This window comes from Enterobacter sp. SENG-6 (assembly GCF_001605945.1).
Classification (GTDB): domain Bacteria; phylum Pseudomonadota; class Gammaproteobacteria; order Enterobacterales; family Enterobacteriaceae; genus Enterobacter; species Enterobacter cloacae.
Genome location: NZ_LOMM01000066.1, coordinates 169,138 through 189,595, shown reverse-complemented (window position 1 = coordinate 189,595; position 20,458 = coordinate 169,138). Strand labels below are relative to the sequence as shown.

The following is a 20,458-nucleotide window of genomic DNA, read 5'->3' as shown; positions in this document are numbered from 1 at the left end:
TTTTTGAGGGGATTAACGATGGCAAACGAATTAACAATCACAGCGACGTCGCTTCAGGAGATAGGCGTCGACGTCTCCACCTGGAGCGCGCTGAAGAACAGCATCTATCCTGGCGCCAAAGACGAATCGGTAATGATGGCGCTTGACTACTGCCGCGCCCGCCAGTTGGATCCGTTGCTCAAACCTGTCCACCTCGTTCCGATGTACGTCAAAGACTCGAAAACAGGTAAAGGTGACTGGCGCGACGTGGTCATGCCGGGCATCGGACTTTACCGCATTCAGGCAGACCGTTCTGGCGATTATGCCGGGGCTCGGGAGCCGGAGTTCGGTCCAGACGTAACTCAGACGCTTACTGGTGTCGAGATGACCTTCCCTCAGTGGTGCAAATACACCGTTTTCAAGCGCATGCCCAGCGGCGAGATCGTCGAGTTCAGCGCCAAAGAATACTGGATTGAAAACTATGCCACCGCCGGCCGCGACACCACGGCGCCGAATGCAATGTGGAAAAAGCGCCCGTATGGACAGCTGGCGAAATGCGCAGAAGCCCAGGCGTTGCGTAAGGCATGGCCTGAGATTGGACAGCAGCCTACCGCCGAAGAAATGGAAGGCAAATCACTGGACGTTGATATCCGTGACGTCACGCCCCGCAGCACCATAGAAGCACTTTCACCAGCAGCAAGCGAAGAAACGCTTCAGGCGATCACCGATCTCTTAACATCGCTGAATAAAGACTGGGAGCAAGACTTCCTCCCAGTGTGCAGCGACATCTTCAAACGGCCAATTCTTGAGGCGTCAGACCTCACTGAAGAAGAGGCACAGAAAGGATTCAACTTCCTTCAGAAAAAAGCTAAGGCGGCAGCATGACACCCGAAATTATCCTGGCCCGGACCGGTATTGACGTTACCACTATCCAACAGGGTGATGAGGCGTGGCACCGGCTGCGCCTCGGCGTTATCACCGCCTCTGAAGTGCACAACGTCATATCCAAGCCACGATCGGGGAAGAAGTGGACAGATATGAAAATGTCCTACTTCCACACGCTGCTTGCCGAGGTATGCACCGGCGTCGCGCCAGAGGTTAACGCTAAGGCGCTGGCCTGGGGCAAGCAGTACGAGGAAGACGCCCGCACTCTCTTCGAGTTCACCACGGACGTGAAAGTCACGGAGTCTCCGATCCTGTTCCGTGACGAGAGCATGCGCACTGCGTGCTCCCCTGACGGCCTTTGCAGTAACGATTTCGGCCTCGAATTGAAATGCCCGTTCACCTCCCGCGACTTCATGAAATTCCGCCTTGGCGGTTTCGAAGCCATCAAGTCTGCGTACATGGCCCAGGTGCAGTACAGCATGTGGGTGACCGGGAAAGAAGCCTGGTTCTTTGCCAACTACGACCCGCGCATGAAACGCGAAGGTATTCACCACGTCGTCGTTGAGCGGGATCCGCAATACATGTCCGACTTCAACGAAATGGTGCCGGAGTTCATTGAGAAGATGGACGAGGCGCTGGCGGAGATCGGCTTCACGTTCGGGGAGCAGTGGAAATGAAACGCACACCCTTCTATCGTCGGCCCGGGCGAACCGGGCAATTCTCTGGCCTCCGTGAGCGCGTTATCTGGATGATTCAGACGCGCGGCCGCCCAGTGACCGGCAGCGAAATCGCTGAGAAGTTTGGCGTAACGCTGATTGAGTTTAACCGGGTAGCCAACGGCATTACCCGCGGAACCGGGCAGATAGCTCAGATCGTTGAGTCGGAGAAATGGATCAACGAGGACGGCATCTGCGACCGGAAATTTAGCCTGGCCAGCAAGCCAAAGGTCGTAACGCCGCAAGGCAAATCACGGCTGTTCACCCGGCGCGCCATTGAACAATCGCAGGAAGGTAGACGGCAGGAGTGCATTGAACGCGCCGCCCGCCGTAGCCGCCTGATTGCTCAGGGCCTCTACATCGACGAAATGGAGTCCATCCTATGACTCACGCTCACGACGACATCAGGGTTGGCACACTGTGCCTTCCCTTCATTGGTAACGGCTGGCTAATGCCATGGGGAGAAGTGGTCAGCAATCCATTAAAGGCGCAGCGACTCGCTGAGGAATATCGGGAAAGGCAGGAGGCGGCATGATTCATTTTCACGGCGGCCCTATTACGCCGGACACATGCGCCCTGAAGGCATGGAAAGGCAGGCACGCTTTCATTTCCTTCGCCAACCCCGGCCAATTAGCCCTGGCCAGCGAAGTCACCCAGTCTTTCGCGCTGGATAACGGCGCATTCAGCTTCTGGACGAAAAAGCGCGTTGTTAACTGGAGTGACTACTACGCGTTTGTAGGTCGTTGGATGAATCACCCTCGCTTTGCTTTTGCAGTTATCCCTGACGTGATCGGCGGGACCAGTGAAGAGAACGACGCGTTAATCGCCGAGTGGCCGCACGGCAAAGTAGTCGGCGCTCCTGTGTGGCACATGAACGAGCCCGATGAACGTTTCTTCCGCCTGTGTCGGGAATTTCCGCGCGTATGCATCGGTAGCATGGGTGAATACGACGCAAAGCGCCCGCGCTCATGTCGGGCAAAGTTACGCGATCTCATCCGTCACGTTGTCGACATAAACGGGTATCCGATAACAAAGCTTCACGGCCTGCGCATGCTGAACGCCGATATATTCCGACACATCCCTCTGTCGTCAGCCGACAGTACTAATGTGGCGCGAAACATCGGCATCGACAAGGCGTGGGATAAATCAGCCTACGCGCCGGCAAGCAAAGAAACACGTGCTGCGGTGCTGGTTGAGCGCATTGAAGCCTTTAACTCTGCAAGTTCGCTGAATTACGACGCAGATCGCGATCGGTTCACGCCGCAACTTGCTTTCGAGGTTTGATATGACCGATTACACCGGTAGCAACACGCCAACAGAACAGCGCGACCTCTGGCGCACTCCACCAGCCCTCTTCGCCTCACTTGATGCTGAGTTCTGCTTCCAGCTTGATGCCGCCGCGGCGCCGCATAACGCGCTATGCCGGAAGTTCATCACCGCCGAGCAGAACACGCTGGAAACGCCGTGGGCTGATTACCTGAGCATACCAGGCTACGTCTGGCTTAACCCACCTTACAGCGACATCACGCCGTTCGTGAAGAAGGCCGCTGCCGAGAGCGCCAACCAGATCGGCACGGTCATGCTGGTTCCGGCAGACACTTCGGTTGGCTGGTTCAAAGAGGCTATCCAGACCGCCAGCGAGGTGCGCTTCATCACAGCCGGGAGGCTGGCATTTATCAACCCGGTCACCGGTAAGCCGGTAAGCGGCAACAACAAAGGGTCGATGCTCATAATCTGGCGACCGTACCCGCGTACACACTGCCACTTCGCAACTGTGGACCGGGACGAGCTTATGGCTTTCGGGGCGAAACTTCTCGCCCGCCGGGAGGCCGCATGACGCCAGCAAATGAAAACGCCGTCCGCGCCACCTGCCGCCGCTGCACCGAAGAAATCCAGCAGGCCATGCGCAAGAAGCCAAAGCCTAACTGGAACGAAACGGTTCCACCCATCATCAACAAGCATCACAAGAAAATTGAAGCTCTGGGAGTTAGCCTCCTGGAATTCGTCGTCAAAACTGGCCGCCTTAACGGGCGGTTTGGAGTTGAATCGTGACCAAATACGAGAAACTGGATAGCGAAGTATTAAGCGCTATCGGCGCTCAGCCAACCTCTTTTTCGGAGCTATTTAGCCCTTCCGTCAGGCAGGAGTGCCTCGTCATTGCTGAAGCAGAAGGAAAGCACCCGATGGACGTCTTCCGCATCCTTGACCGCCGGCTCCAGTCGCTCAGGAAGCTTGGCGTTATTCAGCACGTCAAAGGTAAAGGGTGGATACAGCCATGAAATCGCAAATCACCAGGTCGCTATCGCGGCCTTTTTTATTGCTGGCGTTCACCTTCAACCGAATTAACCGACAGTTCCGGGAGCATTGACAATGGCCGACATCATCGATACCGCAGCAGAGATTGAAGAGCTTCAGCGTAACGCTGCCCTCTCCGCTCACCGAGTAAACCGTAACGCCGTATCAGCAGAGTATTGCGCGGAATGCGACGAACCAATTCCAGAGCCGCGGCGATCTGCTGTCCCAGGCTGCCAGACGTGCGCAGAGTGCCAATCCGTCATCGAGCTGAAGAATAAGCAAAGGGGGATCCAGTGAAAGAGCGCGGAATGATTTTTAACGGCGAGATGGTGCGCGCCATTCTCGACGGGAGGAAGACGCAGACGCGGCGGATCATGAAAGTTCAGCCGTCTGATGGATTCCACCCAACGCATAACGGTTACGATCTGGATTTGAACGCCCACTGGTACACGCCTGGCGTAGTCGATAAAAACGGCTACCTGCAGCCTGCAAAGAAAGATGTATTTGGCGTTGCTGATGAGAATGAAGGCTACACCTGCCCGTTCGGTGCAGTCGGCGATCGCATCTGGGTGCGAGAGACGTGGGCTGAAGCTGGTGCTGGCGCGCCGGACCTGAAACTTTATCGCGCGAATTACCCTGAGCACGTTCCAACTAATTACGAGAATGTGCCGCCGGCTGATGAAATACGCTGGACGCCTTCTATCCACATGCCCCGCTGGGCCAGCCGTCTCACGCTGGAAATTACCGGCGTGCGTGTTGAACGACTAAGAGATCTGAGTGAGGACGATGCAAAGTCTGAAGGCATCACGCCGCCTTCTGGCGGAGTTCTTCCCGGCTGGGAATATCGCATTAACTTCCGTGACCTTTGGATGAGCATCTACGGTGCCGACAACTGGGAAGCTAACCCATGGGTATGGGTAATCGAATTTAAGGTGGTGCCCAATGTTCAGGATAATCCAGAGGGTTAATTCACATGATTGAGATTTTTTCGGAAGGGGAAAAGCGCTGGCGCCTAACGATGATCGAGCGCCTTCCAAGGGAGAGCGGCAAAAACAGGAAAGGTAAGTTCATCTGCGAATGCGGAAATGAGACCGTCGCAGTTATCAGCAGGGTTAAATCTGGCCTTACTAAATCTTGCGGCTGCCTGAGCCGGGAGGTTTCCGTCAGACTCAGGACTAAGCATGGCCAGTATGGTTCTGAAACTTATGGAACGTGGTGCGCAATGCTGTCTCGGTGCGAAAACCCCAGCAATGTAAATTACAAAAATTACGGAGGTCGTGGGATTACTGTTTGTGACCGCTGGCATGAATTCAGCGAGTTCTTTGCTGATATGGGTGAAAGACCACGCGGAATGACCATCGATAGGATTGACAATAATCTTGGGTATTTCCCCGAGAACTGTCGATGGGCCACTAAGTCTGATCAGACCAAGAATCAGAGGAAAAGGAGTGGCTGCACATCAAATTGCAAAGGGGTTAGCCTTACCAAGCATGGTCGATGGGAGGCGCACATCTCAATTGATGGGAAAAGAACCTCTCTTGGAAGATTCGACACCGAGGAGGAGGCGTCCGCCGCTCATCAATTAGCCCGAGCTAAAAGAGATGAGAAACATGAAGAGTCGGATTTATAACCTACCGATTTCTGATGATTATTACTCTGATCGCCACGGCGCGCCATGCAAAATCCTCCGCGCTACCCACGAAGTCATCCACTACATCCGCAACGGTCGCACCTGCATCGCCAGCATGGGCCGATTTAACCAGGATTTCGAGCCGCTGACCAAAGCACAGGCCGAGCGGATCGCCGAAGAAATCGAAACAGCAGAACACCTGAAGAAGCTGCGTGCCCAGCGCGCAGCCTAAGGAGAACTATGAGCACCATTCAGGACATCCGAAACCAGCTATCAACCCTGGTCACCGAGGCGCACAAAGTGGCGTGTTCCCTCGATATTGGTGATGAGCGAACCGAGGCTTTCGAGCTATATGAAGCGCTTCGTCGACTTCAGCGCCAGGGTGCCGCCGGAGAGATTCTCTCAGCAACTAACCCACTTCTCGCCTCGCCATATTACGACGAGGACTGGGACGAAGATGAAGACGACTGACGCAACTGATAGCCAGTTATGAGCTGGCTATTGGGTGCGAAAGCGCCACCTCGTGATCCCTTTTGCCCGGCCCCGCGCCGGGTTCTTTTTTGCCTGGAGAAACCCATGAGCGAAATGACCTTAATCGTGCCCAACGACTGGGTAACAGAAGAAAAGCTCGTCGAGATTACCGGCCTTCGCCCCGGCACAATCGAGCGGGCCCGCAAAAAATGCTGGATGGTAGGACGGGAATACCTTCACGTCTCACCGGACGGCGTGCCGAAGAAAAACAGCGAATGCATGTACAACCGAAAGGCTGTCGACCAGTGGGTTGAGAGCATGTCAAAGAAACAGCCGGGTGCGCGCCAATGAAGATCCGTTTATGCTTATCGGGCTCTTGGACGTCAGGAGGGAATAATGGCTAAGTCAGCATACCCAACAGGCGTGGAGAACCATGGCGGTACGCTCCGCATTTGGTTCATCTATAAAGGCAGCCGGGTTCGTGAAAGCCTCGGCGTGCCGGATACACCAAAAAACAGAAAGGTCGCTGGCGAGCTGCGCGCGTCAGTGTGCTTCGCGATAAAGACCGGCAACTTCAATTATGCGGCCCAGTTCCCTGATTCACCGAACCTGAAAAGGTTTGGGGTTGAGAGCAAGGAGATAACCGTTCTCGAACTGGCAAATAAATGGCTGGAGCTGAAGCGCATGGAGATCAGCACCAATGCGATGTCACGCTATACATCTATAGTGCGCAACATGGTGCCCAGGATAGGTGGGGACAGGCTGGTTTCTGCGGTGACTCAGGAAGACCTGCTATTTATCAGAAAGGAATTACTGACCGGTTATCACACGCTGAAAGTCGGGCAGAAAACGCCGGTTAAGGGCCGCTCAGTCAGAACGGTCAACAACTACATGAAGACCATGGGCGGGATGTTTAAGTTTGCCGCTGACAGCGGTTATGTACGGGTGAATCCGTTCACCGGGATCGCCATGCTTAAGCGGTCACGATGCGCGCCTGACCCGCTGACGCGCGATGAGTTTGTCAGGTTGATTAACGCCTGCGCCCACCAGCAACTGAAAAACATGTGGTCTCTTGCCGTCTACACCGGCGTGCGCCACGGAGAACTTGTGTCGCTGGCCTGGGAAGATATCGACCTGAAAGCGGGTACGATGATGATCCGCCGGAACCACACGTTAACGAAGGAGTTCACCCTTCCGAAAACAGAGGCCGGGACGGACCGTATCATCAACCTCATTCAGCCAGCGATCGACGTGCTTAAGAGCCAAGCCGAGTTAACACGCCTGGGTAAGCAGTATCAGGTTGAGGTGAAGCTGCGCGAGTATGGCCGTACCGATGTGCATCCTTGCACGTTCGTGTTCAACCCGCAGATCGCATCACGTAATGGCCGTGCCGGGCATCATTACGCAGTGGGGTCGATTAACCAGTCGTGGGAAGCGGCAATGCGGCGCGCCGGGATTCGCTATCGCAGAGCATACCAGTCCCGGCACACGTATGCATGCTGGTCGTTAGCTGCCGGTGCCAACCCGAACTTCATCGCGAAGCAAATGGGCCACACTGACGCGCAAATGGTTTACCGGGTGTACGGATCCTGGATGGCTGAAAATAACCAGGACCAGGTACTCATCCTCAACCAGAAATTGAGTGAGTTTGCCCCATCCATGCCCCACGCCGTGGGATCGGATGGTTATTAATTATAAATATCATTAGGTTAGATAACCTAAACTTGCATGCCCATCACTTCCTGATACGCAGACACCAGCTTATTACGCACCTGGATCCCCATCTGCAGAGAGACCGAGGCTTTTTGCAAATCGGTCATCACATCGTTCAGCGCCACGCCAGGTTCACCGAGGGTGAACTTCTCAGCCTGGGTACGCGCGGCGGTCTGGGTATCGCTGATACGGTCGAGCGCAGCATGCAGTTGCCCGGCAAAGCTGATGGTCGGCTGCTGTTCTGCCACATTCTGATTACGGGCCGTCATCGCGGTTGCCTGCAGCTGACTGATAACCCCTTCAATACCCTGTATAGCCATGACTCTCCCCTGGATGGTTTTTTACGCGGTCAAGACTAACAGCTTGTCAATAAGATAATGGCGGTAAATAGCGATAAAAAACCAGGTTATTTGGCCCATAGAAAATCACGAATCATCAAATAATGGCTGGGCCATCAATATGGAACTTTTGTCGTGTTTGCCGACCCGGGAGTCAGTTTTGTTTCTCTACACGAATAACGTAAACCACCAGGATTTAAGAGGTGCGCAATGAGTGCAGCAGCATCGACAGCGCCGCAGAATAAATCACTCGAGTGGATGAACCGCCTTCGCGCGAATCCTAAAATCCCGTTGATCGTGGCAGGCGCTGCCGCAATTGCGATCCTTGTAGCGATGGTGTTGTGGGCGAAAAGTCCTGATTACCGCACGCTTTACAGCAACCTTTCCGATCAGGATGGCGGCGCCATCGTCACCCAACTGACTCAAATGAACATCCCTTATCGCTTCGCCGATAACGGGGGTGCGCTTGAGGTACCGGCAGATAAAGTCCATGAACTCCGTCTGCGTCTGGCGCAGCAGGGCCTGCCGAAGGGCGGCGCGGTGGGTTTTGAACTGCTGGATCAGGAAAAGTTCGGTATCAGCCAGTTCAGCGAGCAGGTGAACTACCAGCGTGCGCTGGAAGGTGAGCTGGCCCGCACGATTGAAACATTAGGCCCGGTGAAGAGCGCCCGCGTGCATCTTGCCATGCCTAAACCGTCCCTGTTTGTCCGCGAACAGAAATCCCCGTCGGCTTCCGTCACCGTCAACCTTGAACCCGGCCGGGCGCTGGATGAAGGGCAAATCAGCGCGGTTACACATTTAGTCTCCAGCGCCGTCGCCGGTTTACCGCCGGGTAACGTCACGCTGGTTGACCAGAGTGGTCATCTGCTGACCCAAAGCAATACCGCCGGGCGCGATCTGAATGACGCGCAGCTGAAATATGCCGCCGATGTGGAAGCGCGCCTCCAGCGCCGCATCGAAGCGATCCTCGGCCCGGTTGTGGGTAACAGCAACGTCCATGCCCAGGTTACCGCGCAGATCGACTTCTCTAATAAAGAACAGACCGAAGAGCAGTACCGCCCGAACGGCGATCCGGCTCAGGCAGTGATGCGCTCTCGCCAGGTTAACGAAAACGAACAGGTTGGCGGTGCATACCCAGGCGGCGTGCCGGGCGCACTCTCTAACCAGCCTGCCCCGGCTAACGCGGCCCCTATTTCCACGCCGCCGGCTAATCAGCAGAACGGTCAGCAAAATCAGCAGACTACAACCTCGACGGCCAGCAATGCCGGTCCACGTACCAGCAGCCGTAACGAAACCACCAACTACGAAGTGGATCGGACTATCCGCCACACGAAACTGAACGTAGGTGATATTCAGCGTCTGTCAGTGGCCGTCGTGGTGAACTACAAAACGCTGCCGAATGGCAAACCGCTGCCGCTGACGGCAGAGCAGATGAAGCAGATCGAAGACCTGACCCGTGAAGCGATGGGTTACTCCGAGAAGCGTGGCGATAGCCTCAACGTGGTGAATTCACCGTTTAACCCGGTAGATGAGACCGGCGGTGAGCTGCCGTTCTGGCAACAGCAGGCGTTTATCGATCAGCTGATGTCTGCGGGCCGTTGGCTGCTGGTGCTGATTGTCGCCTGGCTGCTGTGGCGTAAGGGCGTTCGTCCTCAGTTGCAGCGTCGTGCAGAAGCCGAGAAAGCAGCTCGCGAACAGATGAACGCGCGTCAGGAAGTGGAAGAAGCGGTGGAAGTCCGCCTCAGCAAAGACGAACAGATGCAGCAGCGTCGTGCTAACCAGCGCATGGGTGCTGAGGTCATGAGCCAGCGCATTCGCGAAATGTCAGATAACGATCCGCGCGTCGTGGCGCTGGTCATCCGCCAGTGGATGGGTAACGAACATGAGTAATACGCTTACGGGCACCGATAAAAGCGTCATCCTGCTGATGACCATTGGCGAAGATCGTGCGGCAGAGGTGTTTAAACACCTCTCCCAGCGAGAAGTACAAATTCTGAGTGCGGCCATGGCCAACGTGCGTCAGATCTCCAACAAACAGCTGACCGAAGTGTTGTCGGAGTTTGAGCAGGAAGCCGAACAGTTTGCAGCGCTCAACGTCAACGCCAACGACTACCTGCGCTCCGTGCTGGTCAAGGCGCTGGGCGAAGAGCGTGCCGCCAGCCTCCTTGAAGACATTCTCGAAACGCGCGATACCGCCAGCGGGATCGAAACGCTCAACTTTATGGAGCCGCAGAGTGCCGCCGACCTTATTCGCGACGAGCACCCGCAGATTATCGCCACCATCCTGGTTCACCTCAAACGTGGTCAGGCGGCCGATATTCTGGCGCTGTTCGAAGAGCGCCTGCGTCACGATGTGATGCTGCGTATCGCCACCTTCGGCGGTGTCCAGCCAGCGGCGCTGGCAGAGCTGACCGAAGTGCTGAACAACCTGCTCGACGGCCAGAACCTCAAGCGCAGCAAAATGGGCGGCGTGAGAACGGCAGCGGAAATCATCAACCTGATGAAAACGCAGCAGGAAGAAGCCGTTATTACGGCGGTTCGCGAATTCGACGGCGAGCTGGCGCAGAAAATTATCGACGAGATGTTCCTGTTCGAAAACCTGGTCGAAGTGGACGACCGCAGCATCCAGCGCCTGCTCCAGGAAGTGGACTCCGAGTCGCTGCTTATCGCCCTCAAAGGTGCCGAACAGCCGCTGCGCGAGAAGTTCCTGCGCAACATGTCCCAGCGTGCGGCAGATATCCTGCGCGACGACCTTGCCAACCGTGGCCCGGTGCGTCTGTCTCAGGTGGAAAACGAACAGAAAGCGATCCTGCTCATCGTTCGTCGTCTGGCAGAAACCGGCGAGATGGTAATTGGCAGCGGAGACGACACCTATGTCTAATGAGCTGCCGTGGAAGCGCTGGACGCCTGACGATCTGGCCCCTGCCCTCTCTGAATTCACCCCGGCTGTCGTAGCGTCGCCCGAGGAGGGCGACACCGACGTCGAGGCGCCTGAACTGAGCGAAGAAGAACAGCGCACACAGATGCTGGCGCAGTTACAAATGCAGGCACATGAGCAAGGTTTTAATGCGGGTCTGAACGAAGGCCGACAGAAGGGCCATGACCAGGGTTATCAGGAAGGTCTGGCGAAAGGGTTAGAACAGGGTATTGAGCAGGCGCGCCAGCAGCAGGCGCCTCTCCATGCCCGTATGCAGCAGCTGGTCAGCGAGTTCCAGCACACCCTGGATGCGCTGGACAGCGTGATTGCTTCCCGGTTGATGCAGATGGCGCTGGAAGCGGCCCGTCAGGTAATTGGCCAGACCCCGGCGGTCGATAATTCAGCGCTGATCAAACAAATTCAGGGCCTGCTGCAGCAAGAGCCGTTGTTCAGCGGGAAACCGCAGCTGCGCGTTCATCCGGACGATCTCCAGCGCGTGGAAGAGAGTCTCGGTGCCACGCTGAGCCTGCACGGCTGGCGTCTGCGCGGTGACCCGTCGTTACATCACGGCGGATGCAAAGTCTCCGCCGATGAAGGCGATCTGGATGCCAGCGTCGCCACCCGCTGGCAGGAACTGTGCCGCCTGGCGGCTCCGGGAGTCGTCTGATGACCGCACGCCTCACTCGCTGGCTCAACACGCTCGATAACTTTGAAACGAAGATGGCGCAACTGCCATCTGTTCGTCGTTATGGGCGCCTGACCCGCGCCACCGGTCTGGTGCTGGAAGCCACCGGCCTGCAGCTGCCTTTGGGGGCCACCTGCGTGATCGAGCGTCAGGATGGGCAGGAAACGCGAGAAGTGGAAAGCGAAGTGGTGGGCTTTAACGGCCAGCGTCTTTTCCTGATGCCGCTTGAAGAGGTGGAAGGCATTCTGCCCGGCGCGCGCGTCTATGCGAAAAACATCATCGGCGATGGTTTGCAAAGCGGTAAGCAGCTCCCGCTCGGCCCTGCCCTGCTGGGCCGCGTGCTGGACGGCAGCGGTAAACCGCTCGACGGCCTGCCCGCCCCGGATACCACCGAAACTGGCGCGCTGATCACCCAACCGTTTAACCCCCTGCAGCGTACCCCGATCGAACATGTTCTTGATACCGGCGTGCGCCCGATCAACGCCCTGCTGACCGTCGGTCGCGGCCAGCGTATGGGTCTGTTCGCCGGTTCAGGGGTGGGTAAATCGGTCCTGCTCGGCATGATGGCCCGTTACACCCAGGCCGATGTGATCGTCGTGGGGCTGATCGGTGAACGTGGCCGCGAAGTTAAAGACTTCATTGAAAACATTCTGGGTGCGGAAGGCCGCGCCCGTTCGGTGGTCATCGCCGCCCCGGCGGATGTCTCCCCGTTGCTGCGTATGCAGGGTGCCGCGTATGCCACCCGCATCGCCGAAGATTTCCGTGACCGCGGCCAGCACGTGCTGCTGATCATGGACTCCCTGACCCGTTACGCGATGGCGCAGCGTGAAATCGCGCTGGCCATCGGTGAGCCACCGGCCACCAAAGGCTATCCGCCGTCGGTCTTTGCCAAACTCCCGGCGCTGGTTGAACGCGCAGGGAACGGCATTAGCGGCGGTGGCTCCATTACCGCGTTTTATACGGTGCTGACCGAAGGCGACGACCAGCAGGACCCGATTGCCGACTCCGCGCGTGCGATCCTCGACGGTCATATTGTGTTATCGCGTCGCCTGGCCGAAGCCGGACACTATCCAGCCATTGATATTGAAGCATCCATCAGCCGCGCAATGACGGCGCTGATTACCGAGAAGCACTACGCCCGCGTGCGTAACTTCAAACAACTGCTCTCCAGCTTCCAGCGCAACCGCGATCTGGTGAGCGTGGGAGCGTATGCCAAAGGTAGCGATCCCATGCTCGACAAAGCGATTAGCCTGTGGCCGCAGCTGGAGGCATTTTTGCAACAAGGCATATTTGAACGTGCCGACTGGGAAGATTCGATTCAGGCTCTGGAGCTGATTTTCCCGCAGGTGTAACACAGGTGGAGGGCGACGGTCATGGCGCAAAACAGCGCGTTATCAACGCTGAAAGATCTGGCTGAAAAAGAAGTTGATGATGCCGCATTGCAGCTTGGCGCAATGCGACGCGGGTGCCAGCAGGCTGAAGAGCAGTTGAAGATGTTAATCGACTATCAGCATGAGTATCGCACCAACCTCAATACCGATATGACACAGGGCATTGGAAGCCAGCGCTGGATTAACTATCAGCAGTTTATTCAGACGCTGGAGAAGGCGATAGAACAGCATCGCCAGCAGCTTCAGCAATGGACCCAAAAAGTCGACACCGCGCTGAATTTCTGGCGCGAGAAGAAGCAGCGACTGCAGGCCTGGCAGACCTTACAGGACCGGCAGATTGCCGCGGCGACGCTGGCGGAAAACCGCCAGGATCAGAAAAAAATGGATGAGTTTGCCCAGCGCGCATCAATGAGGAAACCGGAATGATCACACTGCAACAACTGCTGATGACCGACAGCGACCTGTCAGGCGGCATGCAAACGGGGAAAGGCACCGACGGTGCGCAAGACTTTCTTTCTCTGCTGGCGGGCGCGTTAACGGACGCCAGCGGTCAGGGCAAAGATGCGCCGCTGACGCTGGCCGACCTGAAGGCGGCTGGCAGCAAGCTGTCAAAGGTCGCGAAGGACGCCGGGGGAGAGTCCACCCTGCAGGCGAAAATTGCCGATCTGCTCGCGCGTCAATCCACGCAGGCTGGCGATGAAACGGCGCAGACGACGCCGCTACAAACGCTGGTCTCCGGGCTGATGCCTGCCGCTAAGGGCGATGCCCTGAAGACGTTGACCACGGCGAATAGCGCCGATAACAGCAAAACCGAACTGAGCGAAGAAGAGCTGGCGGGCTTAAGCGCGCTGATGGCCATGCTGCCGCACCAGCAGACCTCCACGCCGGTCACGGCGAAAGGCGCGGGCAGTGAGGGACTCAAAGCAACGTCAGCCCTGACCGCCACGACGCTTACGCAAAACGGCACGTCTGCACACGCACTGGGCAGCGCCCTGACGGGCAAGGATAACGCGCAGCCGTCTTTCGCCGGGCAGGCGCAAAACGTTGATCCGTCCCTGCCGGCCAACGCACCGGCGACGCCAGCGCTCGCCGTCGCGGCCGAGAAACAGGATCTTGCCAGCGCGTCTTTGTCTTCAACACCAACCGCCACCCTGGCGCCGATTGTCTCCAGCCACGCCACCGCGCAGCCTGCCGCAACCGTTGCCACCGCACCGGTGTTGAGTCAGCCGCTCGGTACCCACGAATGGCAACAGAACCTGAGCCAGCACATCACGCTGTTTGCGAAGCAAGGACAGCAAACCGCAGAGTTGCGCCTGAACCCGGAAGATCTGGGCCAGGTGCACATTTCGCTGAAACTGGATAATGACCAGGCGCAGCTGCAGATGGTCTCTGCGCACGGCCACGTGCGTGCTGCACTGGAAGCCGCCCTGCCGGTACTGCGTACGTCACTGGCGGAAAACGGCATTCAGCTTACACAGAGTAGCGTCAGCAGCGAGAGCTTTGCCGGGCAGCAGCAGTCTTCGTCCCAGCAGCAACAGCAGGCGTCGCGTTCCGGCCAACATGGCGGATTTACTGAAGAGAGCGATGAGTTGCTGCCGACCCCGGCAGCCCTGCAATCCGCTGCGAGCGGCAACCGCGCCGTAGACATCTTCGCCTAAACGCCAGAGGTAGCGTGATTATCCCCGTCTTTTCCACGCTTTGACGTCAGCCGGACACGGGATAATCACCATATTAAGCTGTACCGAAACAGGAAGCTCGTATCAGATGACTGACTCCGCGATCACCAAAAAAAGTAAGCGTTCCATCTGGATCCCGCTGCTGGTGTTAATCACGCTCGCCGCCTGCGCTACCGCGGGCTATAGTTACTGGCGCATGCAGCAGAAACCTTCTACTGCTGCGGCCAAAGCCGAACTGCCACCTCCGCCGGCACCGGTGTTCTTCCCGCTGGATACCTTCACCGTCAACCTCGGTGATGCGGATCGGGTGCTGTATGTCGGCATCACGCTGCGCCTGAAAGATGAAGCCACCCGTTCCCGACTGAACGATTACCTTCCGGAAGTGCGCAGCCGTCTGCTGCTGCTGTTCTCTCGTCAGGACGCTTCAACGCTTGCCACCGATGAAGGTAAGCAAAAGCTGGTCGACGCTATTAAGCAAACGCTGGCGACCCCGCTGGTGAACGGCCAACCTAAGCAGGAAGTCACTGACGTTCTGTATACAGCCTTTATTCTGCGGTAACGACATGGGCGACAGTATTCTTTCTCAGGCAGAAATCGATGCGCTGCTCAACGGCGACAGCGATAAGAGTGATGATCCGCAACCGGGCATTGGCGGCGATAGCGATATTCGTCCCTATGACCCGAATACCCAGCGTCGCGTGGTACGTGAACGTCTGCAGGCGCTGGAGATCATTAACGAACGTTTTGCACGTCAGTTCCGTATGGGGCTGTTTAACCTGCTGCGTCGTAGCCCGGATATCACGGTCGGTGCGATCCGCATTCAGCCGTATCATGAGTTTGCCCGTAACCTGCCGGTGCCAACCAACCTTAACCTGATCCATCTGAAACCGCTGCGCGGCACAGGTCTGGTGGTGTTTTCCCCAAGCCTGGTGTTCATTGCGGTGGATAACCTGTTCGGCGGCGACGGGCGCTTCCCGACCAAAGTAGAAGGTCGTGAATTCACCCACACCGAACAGCGCGTCATTAACCGCATGCTGAAGCTGGCGCTGGAGTCATACAGCGACGCGTGGAAGGCCATTAATCCGCTGGAAGTGGAGTATGTGCGTTCTGAGATGCAGGTGAAATTTACCAATATCACCACCTCTCCGAACGACATCGTCGTCAACACGCCATTCCACGTGGAGATCGGTAACCTGACCGGCGAGTTCAACATCTGCCTGCCGTTCAGCATGATCGAACCGCTGCGCGAGCTGCTGGTCAACCCGCCGCTGGAGAACTCACGTCATGAAGATCAGAACTGGCGTGAAAACCTGGTGCGCCAGGTCCAGCACTCACAGCTTGAGCTGGTAGCGAGCTTTGCCGATATTCCGCTGCGGTTATCCCAGATCCTGAAATTACAACCCGGTGACGTTTTGCCGATAGAAAAACCCGACCGCATTATTGCCCATGTGGATGGTGTCCCCGTGCTGACAAGTCAGTACGGCACAATTAACGGCCAGTATGCGTTACGCGTTGAGCACTTGATCAACCCGATTTTGAATTCGCTGAATGAGGAACAGCCCAAATGAGTGACATGAACAATCCGTCCGATGAAAACAGCGGAGCACTGGACGATCTGTGGGCTGACGCGTTAAACGAGCAAAAAGCGACCCCGGCCAAAAGTGCAGCGGATGCCGTCTTCCAGCAGTTAGGCGGCGGTGATGTCAGCGGCACGCTGCAGGACATCGACCTGATTATGGATATCCCGGTTAAGCTGACCGTTGAGCTGGGCCGCACCCGCATGACCATTAAAGAGCTGCTGCGTCTGACGCAGGGTTCCGTCGTGGCCCTCGACGGTCTGGCCGGTGAGCCGCTGGATATCCTGATCAACGGGTATCTGATTGCTCAGGGTGAAGTGGTGGTCGTGGCCGATAAATATGGCGTGCGTATCACCGACATCATTACCCCGTCTGAGCGCATGCGTCGTCTGAGCCGTTAAGAATGAAAACCCAGGCAACAGTATCACAACCCTCCGCCGTTCCCGGCTCACCGCTGCTCCAGGTGAGCGGTGCGTTGCTCGGTATTATTGCCTTTATTCTTATCGCCGCCTGGCTGGCGAAGCGTTTTGGCCTGGCGGGTAAAACCGCCGGGACGCGCGGTCTGAAGGTCAGCGCCAGTACAACACTGGGGCCACGCGAGCGCGTGGTCATCGTAGACGTTGAGGACGCTCGGCTGGTGCTGGGCGTCACCGCGTCAAACGTCAACGTTTTACATAAACTGCCGCCCGCCCCTGCTATCAGTGATGAGCGTGCAGAAGCCCCTGCGGATTTCCAGTCCGTCATGAAGAGTTTGCTTAAGCGTTCCGGGAGATCCTGATGCGCCGTTTGTTATCCCTGACGCTCGCGGGCGTTGGCCTGTTTGCTCCTGCGGTTTATGCGCAACTGCCCGGTCTGGTTTCAACCCCTCTGGCGGGCGGCGGACAAAGCTGGTCGCTCCCGGTTCAGACGCTGGTGTTCATCACCTCGCTGACCTTTATTCCGGCGATCCTGCTGATGATGACCAGCTTTACCCGCATCATCATTGTCTTTGGCCTGCTGCGAAACGCGCTGGGCACCCCTTCCGCGCCGCCGAACCAGGTGCTGCTGGGCCTGGCCCTGTTTTTGACCTTTTTTATTATGTCGCCGGTGATCGATAAGATTTATACCGACGCCTACCAGCCGTTCAGTGAAGATAAAATCTCCATGCAGGAGGCGCTGGAGAAAGGCGCGCAGCCGCTGCGTGAATTCATGCTGCGCCAGACGCGCGAAGCGGATCTGGCCCTCTTTGCCCGCCTTTCCAACACCGGGGAGCTGCAGGGCCCGGAAGCCGTGCCGATGCGCATACTGCTGCCTGCGTACGTCACCAGCGAGCTGAAAACCGCCTTCCAGATTGGCTTTACCATCTTTATTCCGTTCCTGATTATCGACCTGGTGATCGCCAGCGTACTGATGGCGCTCGGTATGATGATGGTACCGCCAGCCACCATTGCCCTGCCCTTTAAGATCATGCTCTTTGTGCTGGTCGACGGCTGGCAGCTGCTGGTCAGTTCGCTGGCGCAGAGTTTCTACAGTTGAGGAGCGCGCAATGACGCCAGAATCGGTCATGATGATGGGCACGGAAGCGATGAAAATCGCAATTGCCGTTGCCGCGCCTCTGCTGCTTGTCGCTCTGGTGACCGGTCTGATCATCAGTATTCTGCAGGCCGCCACGCAGATTAACGAAATGACGCTCTCGTTCATTCCGAAAATCATCGCCGTGTTCGTGGCAATCATTGTTGCCGGGCCGTGGATGCTCAATCTGCTGCTGGACTACATGCGTAACCTGTTTACCAATCTGCCGTACATCATCGGCTGACGCGACGATGCTCCATTTTACCAGCGACCAGTGGATTCAGTGGCTTGGGGTCTATTTCTGGCCCATGCTGCGCATCCTGGCGCTGATCACCACCGCCCCCATCCTGAGCGAGAAAGCGATCCCGAAGCGGGTCAAAGTGGGGCTGGGCATCATCATCACCATCATCGTTGCCCCTTCCCTGCCTCCGGTGAATATTCCGATCTTCTCGGCCAATGCGGTATGGGTGGCGTTGCAGCAAATTCTGATTGGCGTGGCGGTTGGTTTTACCATGCAGCTGGCCTTTGCGGCCGTGCGCACCGCCGGGGAACTGATCGGCCTGCAGATGGGGCTATCGTTTGCCACGTTTGTCGACCCTGGCAGCCACCTCAACATGCCGGTGCTGGCGCGCATTATCGATATGCTGGCGATGCTGCTTTTCCTGTCGTTTAACGGCCATCTGTGGCTCATCTCCATGCTGGTGGACACCTTCCACACGTTGCCGATTGGGGAAAACCCGGTTAACAGCAATGCGTTCCTGGCACTCACCCGCGCCGCAGGGCTGGTATTCCTCAACGGATTGATGCTGGCGCTGCCGATCATCACCCTGCTCCTGACCGTGAACCTGGCGTTGGGTTTACTCAACCGCATGGCCCCGCAACTGTCGGTGTTCGTCATTGGTTTTCCGCTGACGCTGACGGTGGGAATTTTATTAATGTCATTGCTAATGCCACTTATCGCCCCCTTCTGTGAGCATTTATTCGGCGAGATATTCAACCTCTTAGCGGATATTGTCAGCGAGCTGCCACGTAAATAATAGTCCTCACAGTTGATATTGTCTTTCTGAGGATATTCCTAAAATAAAACACGAAAAACATCTTCCAGGATATATCTGACGCGGTTTAATTGTTTCTAACCACCTCACAATACTTAATATTTACTTTACTTTAAGATGATTCCTGGCAAATTATACGTAACTTTACGGGATAGTGAGTCCGCCTGAAAGTCTTTGTCATGCTCACAGGTTTATTAATTTTTTCCATCCCGTATGGCTGTTTATGAGCTCTCAGGCAGATGGTGAATTATCGTTACGCATTGAGTGAGGGTATGCCATGTCAACGATCATTATGGATTTATGCAGCTACACCCGGCTAGGGTTAACCGGGTATCTGGCAAGCAGAGGGGTAAGAAAGAGAGACATCAACGACGCACACACCGTTGAGGAGCTCGCAGCCGCTTGTGATGAACTCAAACCAGGCGTGGTGTTTATTAATGAGGACTGTTTCATTCACGATCCAGCCAACAGTCAGCACATTAAGCAAATCATTAATCAGCATCCTAAAACCCTGTTTATTGTTTTTATGGCGATCGCAAATATCCATTTCGATGAGTATTTGTTGGTCCGTAAAAATTTATTGATCAGTTCTAAATCGATAAAACCAGAGTCGCTGGATGACATTCTGGGGGATTATTTGAATAAGGAAGTTAAGAATGTAGGAGCGGTTAACTTACCCACCCTATCATTAAGCAGAACTGAATCAAGCATGCTGCGAATGTGGATGGCCGGGCAAGGAACGATTCAAATTTCAGACCAGATGAATATTAAAGCGAAAACCGTTTCGTCACATAAAGGAAATATTAAAAGGAAGATTAAAACCCATAATAAGCAAGTGATCTACCACGTTGTCCGCCTGACCGATAATGTGACGAACGGGATTTTCGTCAACATGCGTTAGTTGCATAAGACCTTGAGTACCCTACACGATCTCTGGCCTGGCCAGAGATTTTTGCTTTTACGGGCGCTGTCGGGCACGCACCTGGGCACCCGACGCCGTATTACTCCGCTTTCTCCACAAAGATGCCATCCGGATGCCCCAGTTCGTTAAAGAACCAGATGCCGAGCGGGTAGTCTTCCAGTGATACCAGATACATTGTACCTTCACTAAACTCTTCAATTGCCAGTACCACCCCCGGGCGGCGCGGTCCACCGTCCGTTTTGACAGTAACCCGATCGTTAACCTTCATACGTTCCTCCTGTGGTTTTGAGCCAGTGTAGAACAAAACGCAAAATCACACATCGCCACGGCGCGCGAATGGCGTTTTTGTGTTCAGTCTATAATCAATGTTGGACACGGTTGAATGAGGACCCCGAAATGAAGACCGATAAAGAGTACAGCGACACCATCAAACGCGAGGTCGAAGTGGATGTCGATGCCCTGTTGGCCGCCATCAATGAGATCAGTGAGTCAGAAGTTCGTCGTACGGATGACAACTCTGACCGGGTCATCGTCAACGGAAGGGATTATCACACCTACCGTGAACTGGCCGAGGCCTTCGAGCTTGATATCCATGACTTTAGCGTGTCTGAAGCGAATCGTTAGGACGAAAAAAATCCCGGTCATGGGGATGGCCGG

Annotated in this window: 31 protein-coding genes and 1 pseudogene; 30 read left to right on the top strand and 2 right to left on the bottom strand. The window is 56.1% G+C overall.

Translation table 11 applies throughout. The annotated features are described in order from the left end of the window. The first annotated feature begins 18 nt into the window (after nt 1–18). From bet to AX755_RS21370, 15 genes are all read left to right on the top strand, one after another. Entirely contained in the window at nt 19–864 is an 846-nt protein-coding gene (bet, locus tag AX755_RS21440) for a phage recombination protein Bet (RefSeq protein ID WP_062857421.1), read from the top strand. Further along, nucleotides 861–1,541 (top strand): lambda exonuclease family protein, encoded by a 681-nt coding sequence (locus AX755_RS21435; RefSeq protein WP_062857420.1) that lies wholly within the window; start codon nt 861–863, stop codon nt 1,539–1,541. The genes bet and AX755_RS21435 overlap by 4 nt, the downstream gene beginning before the upstream one ends. Next, on the top strand, nt 1,538–1,966 hold the full coding sequence (locus AX755_RS21430) for a hypothetical protein (RefSeq protein ID WP_062857419.1): 429 nt from the start codon (nt 1,538–1,540) through the stop codon (nt 1,964–1,966). The genes AX755_RS21435 and AX755_RS21430 overlap by 4 nt, the downstream gene beginning before the upstream one ends. After that, nucleotides 1,963–2,115: a DUF1317 family protein gene (locus AX755_RS21425; protein WP_006809793.1), complete on the top strand. Its 153-nt coding sequence runs from the start codon at nt 1,963–1,965 to the stop codon at nt 2,113–2,115. Before AX755_RS21430 ends, AX755_RS21425 begins: the two co-directional genes overlap by 4 nt. Then, nucleotides 2,112–2,864 carry a hypothetical protein gene (locus AX755_RS21420; protein WP_062857418.1) on the top strand — a complete coding sequence of 251 codons (753 nt, stop codon included), beginning with the start codon at nt 2,112–2,114 and terminating at the stop codon, nt 2,862–2,864. Before AX755_RS21425 ends, AX755_RS21420 begins: the two co-directional genes overlap by 4 nt. Nucleotide 2,865: 1 nt before the next feature. Further along, complete coding sequence (locus AX755_RS21415) at nt 2,866–3,417, top strand: phage N-6-adenine-methyltransferase (protein WP_062857417.1); 552 nt, start codon at nt 2,866–2,868, stop codon at nt 3,415–3,417. Further along, nucleotides 3,414–3,632 carry a hypothetical protein gene (locus tag AX755_RS21410; protein ID WP_062857416.1) on the top strand — a complete coding sequence of 73 codons (219 nt, stop codon included), beginning with the start codon at nt 3,414–3,416 and terminating at the stop codon, nt 3,630–3,632. The genes AX755_RS21415 and AX755_RS21410 overlap by 4 nt, the downstream gene beginning before the upstream one ends. Continuing rightward, nucleotides 3,629–3,859: a hypothetical protein gene (locus tag AX755_RS21405; protein ID WP_062857415.1), complete on the top strand. Its 231-nt coding sequence runs from the start codon at nt 3,629–3,631 to the stop codon at nt 3,857–3,859. The genes AX755_RS21410 and AX755_RS21405 overlap by 4 nt, the downstream gene beginning before the upstream one ends. A gap of 91 nt (nt 3,860–3,950) precedes the next feature. Then, nucleotides 3,951–4,172, top strand: a complete 222-nt coding sequence (locus AX755_RS21400; RefSeq protein ID WP_062857414.1) for a TraR/DksA family transcriptional regulator — start codon at nt 3,951–3,953, stop codon at nt 4,170–4,172. Beyond that, nucleotides 4,169–4,843 carry a hypothetical protein gene (locus AX755_RS21395; RefSeq protein ID WP_073971492.1) on the top strand — a complete coding sequence of 225 codons (675 nt, stop codon included), beginning with the start codon at nt 4,169–4,171 and terminating at the stop codon, nt 4,841–4,843. The genes AX755_RS21400 and AX755_RS21395 overlap by 4 nt, the downstream gene beginning before the upstream one ends. A gap of 5 nt (nt 4,844–4,848) precedes the next feature. Continuing rightward, nucleotides 4,849–5,505 (top strand): AP2 domain-containing protein, encoded by a 657-nt coding sequence (locus tag AX755_RS21390; RefSeq protein ID WP_062857413.1) that lies wholly within the window; start codon nt 4,849–4,851, stop codon nt 5,503–5,505. Further along, nucleotides 5,486–5,737 (top strand): DUF4222 domain-containing protein, encoded by a 252-nt coding sequence (locus tag AX755_RS21385; protein ID WP_104668960.1) that lies wholly within the window; start codon nt 5,486–5,488, stop codon nt 5,735–5,737. The genes AX755_RS21390 and AX755_RS21385 overlap by 20 nt, the downstream gene beginning before the upstream one ends. 8 nt (nt 5,738–5,745) lie before the next feature. Further along, nucleotides 5,746–5,976: a hypothetical protein gene (locus AX755_RS21380; RefSeq protein ID WP_032608689.1), complete on the top strand. Its 231-nt coding sequence runs from the start codon at nt 5,746–5,748 to the stop codon at nt 5,974–5,976. 105 nt (nt 5,977–6,081) lie between these two features. Continuing rightward, entirely contained in the window at nt 6,082–6,327 is a 246-nt protein-coding gene (locus tag AX755_RS21375) for an excisionase family protein (protein WP_014070846.1), read from the top strand. 45 nt (nt 6,328–6,372) lie between these two features. Further along, nucleotides 6,373–7,668, top strand: a complete 1,296-nt coding sequence (locus AX755_RS21370) for a tyrosine-type recombinase/integrase (RefSeq protein WP_062857412.1) — start codon at nt 6,373–6,375, stop codon at nt 7,666–7,668. Nucleotides 7,669–7,694: 26 nt separating this feature from the next. Here the strand turns inward: AX755_RS21370 and fliE are convergent, their stop codons facing one another. After that, nucleotides 7,695–8,009: a flagellar hook-basal body complex protein FliE gene (fliE, locus tag AX755_RS21365; RefSeq protein ID WP_013097729.1), complete on the bottom strand. Its 315-nt coding sequence runs from the start codon at nt 8,007–8,009 to the stop codon at nt 7,695–7,697. A 228-nt stretch (nt 8,010–8,237) separates the two neighbouring features. Here fliE and fliF point away from each other — a divergent pair, with 228 nt between their 5' ends. The 14 genes and pseudogenes from fliF (at nt 8,238) to rcsA (ending at nt 19,780) form a co-directional block, all read left to right on the top strand. Beyond that, the gene (gene fliF, locus AX755_RS21360) at nt 8,238–9,917 is read left to right on the top strand and encodes a flagellar basal-body MS-ring/collar protein FliF (protein WP_023619799.1); all 1,680 of its coding nucleotides are present in this window, start codon (nt 8,238–8,240) and stop codon (nt 9,915–9,917) included. After that, nucleotides 9,910–10,908 (top strand): flagellar motor switch protein FliG, encoded by a 999-nt coding sequence (gene fliG / locus AX755_RS21355; RefSeq protein ID WP_008500327.1) that lies wholly within the window; start codon nt 9,910–9,912, stop codon nt 10,906–10,908. The genes fliF and fliG overlap by 8 nt, the downstream gene beginning before the upstream one ends. Further along, nucleotides 10,901–11,611, top strand: coding sequence for a flagellar assembly protein FliH (gene fliH, locus AX755_RS21350; protein ID WP_013097731.1), 711 nt, complete (start codon nt 10,901–10,903; stop codon nt 11,609–11,611). Before fliG ends, fliH begins: the two co-directional genes overlap by 8 nt. Further along, on the top strand, nt 11,611–12,981 hold the full coding sequence (gene fliI / locus AX755_RS21345; RefSeq protein ID WP_013097732.1) for a flagellar protein export ATPase FliI: 1,371 nt from the start codon (nt 11,611–11,613) through the stop codon (nt 12,979–12,981). The genes fliH and fliI overlap by 1 nt, the downstream gene beginning before the upstream one ends. Before the next feature lie 21 nt (nt 12,982–13,002). Further along, complete coding sequence (fliJ, locus tag AX755_RS21340) at nt 13,003–13,446, top strand: flagellar export protein FliJ (RefSeq protein ID WP_013097733.1); 444 nt, start codon at nt 13,003–13,005, stop codon at nt 13,444–13,446. After that, on the top strand, nt 13,443–14,678 hold the full coding sequence (gene fliK / locus AX755_RS21335) for a flagellar hook length control protein FliK (RefSeq protein ID WP_062857411.1): 1,236 nt from the start codon (nt 13,443–13,445) through the stop codon (nt 14,676–14,678). Before fliJ ends, fliK begins: the two co-directional genes overlap by 4 nt. A gap of 106 nt (nt 14,679–14,784) precedes the next feature. Further along, nucleotides 14,785–15,255: a flagellar basal body-associated protein FliL gene (fliL, locus tag AX755_RS21330; RefSeq protein WP_014832480.1), complete on the top strand. Its 471-nt coding sequence runs from the start codon at nt 14,785–14,787 to the stop codon at nt 15,253–15,255. 4 nt (nt 15,256–15,259) lie between these two features. Continuing rightward, complete coding sequence (gene fliM / locus AX755_RS21325) at nt 15,260–16,264, top strand: flagellar motor switch protein FliM (protein WP_013097736.1); 1,005 nt, start codon at nt 15,260–15,262, stop codon at nt 16,262–16,264. After that, nucleotides 16,261–16,674: a flagellar motor switch protein FliN gene (gene fliN, locus AX755_RS21320; RefSeq protein WP_008500318.1), complete on the top strand. Its 414-nt coding sequence runs from the start codon at nt 16,261–16,263 to the stop codon at nt 16,672–16,674. The genes fliM and fliN overlap by 4 nt, the downstream gene beginning before the upstream one ends. A 2-nt stretch (nt 16,675–16,676) precedes the next feature. Then, nucleotides 16,677–17,051, top strand: coding sequence for a flagellar biosynthetic protein FliO (gene fliO / locus AX755_RS21315; protein WP_013097737.1), 375 nt, complete (start codon nt 16,677–16,679; stop codon nt 17,049–17,051). Next, the gene (gene fliP / locus AX755_RS21310; protein WP_013097738.1) at nt 17,051–17,788 is read left to right on the top strand and encodes a flagellar type III secretion system pore protein FliP; all 738 of its coding nucleotides are present in this window, start codon (nt 17,051–17,053) and stop codon (nt 17,786–17,788) included. Before fliO ends, fliP begins: the two co-directional genes overlap by 1 nt. 10 nt (nt 17,789–17,798) lie before the next feature. Next, nucleotides 17,799–18,068: a flagellar biosynthesis protein FliQ gene (gene fliQ / locus AX755_RS21305; protein WP_008500315.1), complete on the top strand. Its 270-nt coding sequence runs from the start codon at nt 17,799–17,801 to the stop codon at nt 18,066–18,068. Between the two features lie 7 nt (nt 18,069–18,075). Next, a pseudogene (gene fliR, locus AX755_RS21300) lies at nt 18,076–18,877 on the top strand (flagellar biosynthetic protein FliR). 279 nt (nt 18,878–19,156) lie between these two features. Continuing rightward, nucleotides 19,157–19,780 carry a transcriptional regulator RcsA gene (gene rcsA, locus AX755_RS21295; protein ID WP_013097740.1) on the top strand — a complete coding sequence of 208 codons (624 nt, stop codon included), beginning with the start codon at nt 19,157–19,159 and terminating at the stop codon, nt 19,778–19,780. 100 nt (nt 19,781–19,880) lie between these two features. On the opposite strand, the gene dsrB is transcribed toward rcsA, so the two are convergent. After that, a complete protein-coding gene (gene dsrB, locus AX755_RS21290) occupies nt 19,881–20,069 on the bottom strand; it encodes a protein DsrB (RefSeq protein WP_013097741.1) in 189 nt (62 codons plus the stop codon). A 128-nt stretch (nt 20,070–20,197) separates the two neighbouring features. Here dsrB and yodD point away from each other — a divergent pair, with 128 nt between their 5' ends. Continuing rightward, nucleotides 20,198–20,425, top strand: coding sequence for a YodD family peroxide/acid resistance protein (gene yodD / locus AX755_RS21285; protein WP_013097742.1), 228 nt, complete (start codon nt 20,198–20,200; stop codon nt 20,423–20,425). Nucleotides 20,426–20,458 lie beyond the last annotated feature (33 nt).

Bases quoted from the DNA above. Each gene is read 5' to 3' on its own strand.
- dsrB (WP_013097741.1), bottom strand. From the start codon at position 20,069: ATGAAGGTTAACGATCGGGTTACTGTCAAAACGGACGGTGGACCGCGC.
- rcsA (WP_013097740.1), top strand. From the start codon at position 19,157: ATGTCAACGATCATTATGGATTTATGCAGCTACACCCGGCTAGGGTTA.
- fliH (WP_013097731.1), top strand. From the start codon at position 10,901: ATGTCTAATGAGCTGCCGTGGAAGCGCTGGACGCCTGACGATCTGGCC.
- fliL (WP_014832480.1), top strand. From the start codon at position 14,785: ATGACTGACTCCGCGATCACCAAAAAAAGTAAGCGTTCCATCTGGATC.
- fliI (WP_013097732.1), top strand. From the start codon at position 11,611: ATGACCGCACGCCTCACTCGCTGGCTCAACACGCTCGATAACTTTGAA.
- AX755_RS21425 (WP_006809793.1), top strand. From the start codon at position 1,963: ATGACTCACGCTCACGACGACATCAGGGTTGGCACACTGTGCCTTCCC.
- bet (WP_062857421.1), top strand. From the start codon at position 19: ATGGCAAACGAATTAACAATCACAGCGACGTCGCTTCAGGAGATAGGC.
- fliG (WP_008500327.1), top strand. From the start codon at position 9,910: ATGAGTAATACGCTTACGGGCACCGATAAAAGCGTCATCCTGCTGATG.
- yodD (WP_013097742.1), top strand. From the start codon at position 20,198: ATGAAGACCGATAAAGAGTACAGCGACACCATCAAACGCGAGGTCGAA.
- fliE (WP_013097729.1), bottom strand. From the start codon at position 8,009: ATGGCTATACAGGGTATTGAAGGGGTTATCAGTCAGCTGCAGGCAACC.
- fliM (WP_013097736.1), top strand. From the start codon at position 15,260: ATGGGCGACAGTATTCTTTCTCAGGCAGAAATCGATGCGCTGCTCAAC.
- AX755_RS21390 (WP_062857413.1), top strand. From the start codon at position 4,849: ATGATTGAGATTTTTTCGGAAGGGGAAAAGCGCTGGCGCCTAACGATG.
- fliN (WP_008500318.1), top strand. From the start codon at position 16,261: ATGAGTGACATGAACAATCCGTCCGATGAAAACAGCGGAGCACTGGAC.
- AX755_RS21400 (WP_062857414.1), top strand. From the start codon at position 3,951: ATGGCCGACATCATCGATACCGCAGCAGAGATTGAAGAGCTTCAGCGT.
- fliJ (WP_013097733.1), top strand. From the start codon at position 13,003: ATGGCGCAAAACAGCGCGTTATCAACGCTGAAAGATCTGGCTGAAAAA.
- fliP (WP_013097738.1), top strand. From the start codon at position 17,051: ATGCGCCGTTTGTTATCCCTGACGCTCGCGGGCGTTGGCCTGTTTGCT.
- AX755_RS21385 (WP_104668960.1), top strand. From the start codon at position 5,486: ATGAAGAGTCGGATTTATAACCTACCGATTTCTGATGATTATTACTCT.
- AX755_RS21435 (WP_062857420.1), top strand. From the start codon at position 861: ATGACACCCGAAATTATCCTGGCCCGGACCGGTATTGACGTTACCACT.
- AX755_RS21415 (WP_062857417.1), top strand. From the start codon at position 2,866: ATGACCGATTACACCGGTAGCAACACGCCAACAGAACAGCGCGACCTC.
- AX755_RS21380 (WP_032608689.1), top strand. From the start codon at position 5,746: ATGAGCACCATTCAGGACATCCGAAACCAGCTATCAACCCTGGTCACC.
- AX755_RS21420 (WP_062857418.1), top strand. From the start codon at position 2,112: ATGATTCATTTTCACGGCGGCCCTATTACGCCGGACACATGCGCCCTG.
- fliF (WP_023619799.1), top strand. From the start codon at position 8,238: ATGAGTGCAGCAGCATCGACAGCGCCGCAGAATAAATCACTCGAGTGG.
- AX755_RS21410 (WP_062857416.1), top strand. From the start codon at position 3,414: ATGACGCCAGCAAATGAAAACGCCGTCCGCGCCACCTGCCGCCGCTGC.
- fliO (WP_013097737.1), top strand. From the start codon at position 16,677: ATGAAAACCCAGGCAACAGTATCACAACCCTCCGCCGTTCCCGGCTCA.
- AX755_RS21370 (WP_062857412.1), top strand. From the start codon at position 6,373: ATGGCTAAGTCAGCATACCCAACAGGCGTGGAGAACCATGGCGGTACG.
- fliK (WP_062857411.1), top strand. From the start codon at position 13,443: ATGATCACACTGCAACAACTGCTGATGACCGACAGCGACCTGTCAGGC.
- fliQ (WP_008500315.1), top strand. From the start codon at position 17,799: ATGACGCCAGAATCGGTCATGATGATGGGCACGGAAGCGATGAAAATC.
- AX755_RS21430 (WP_062857419.1), top strand. From the start codon at position 1,538: ATGAAACGCACACCCTTCTATCGTCGGCCCGGGCGAACCGGGCAATTC.
- AX755_RS21375 (WP_014070846.1), top strand. From the start codon at position 6,082: ATGAGCGAAATGACCTTAATCGTGCCCAACGACTGGGTAACAGAAGAA.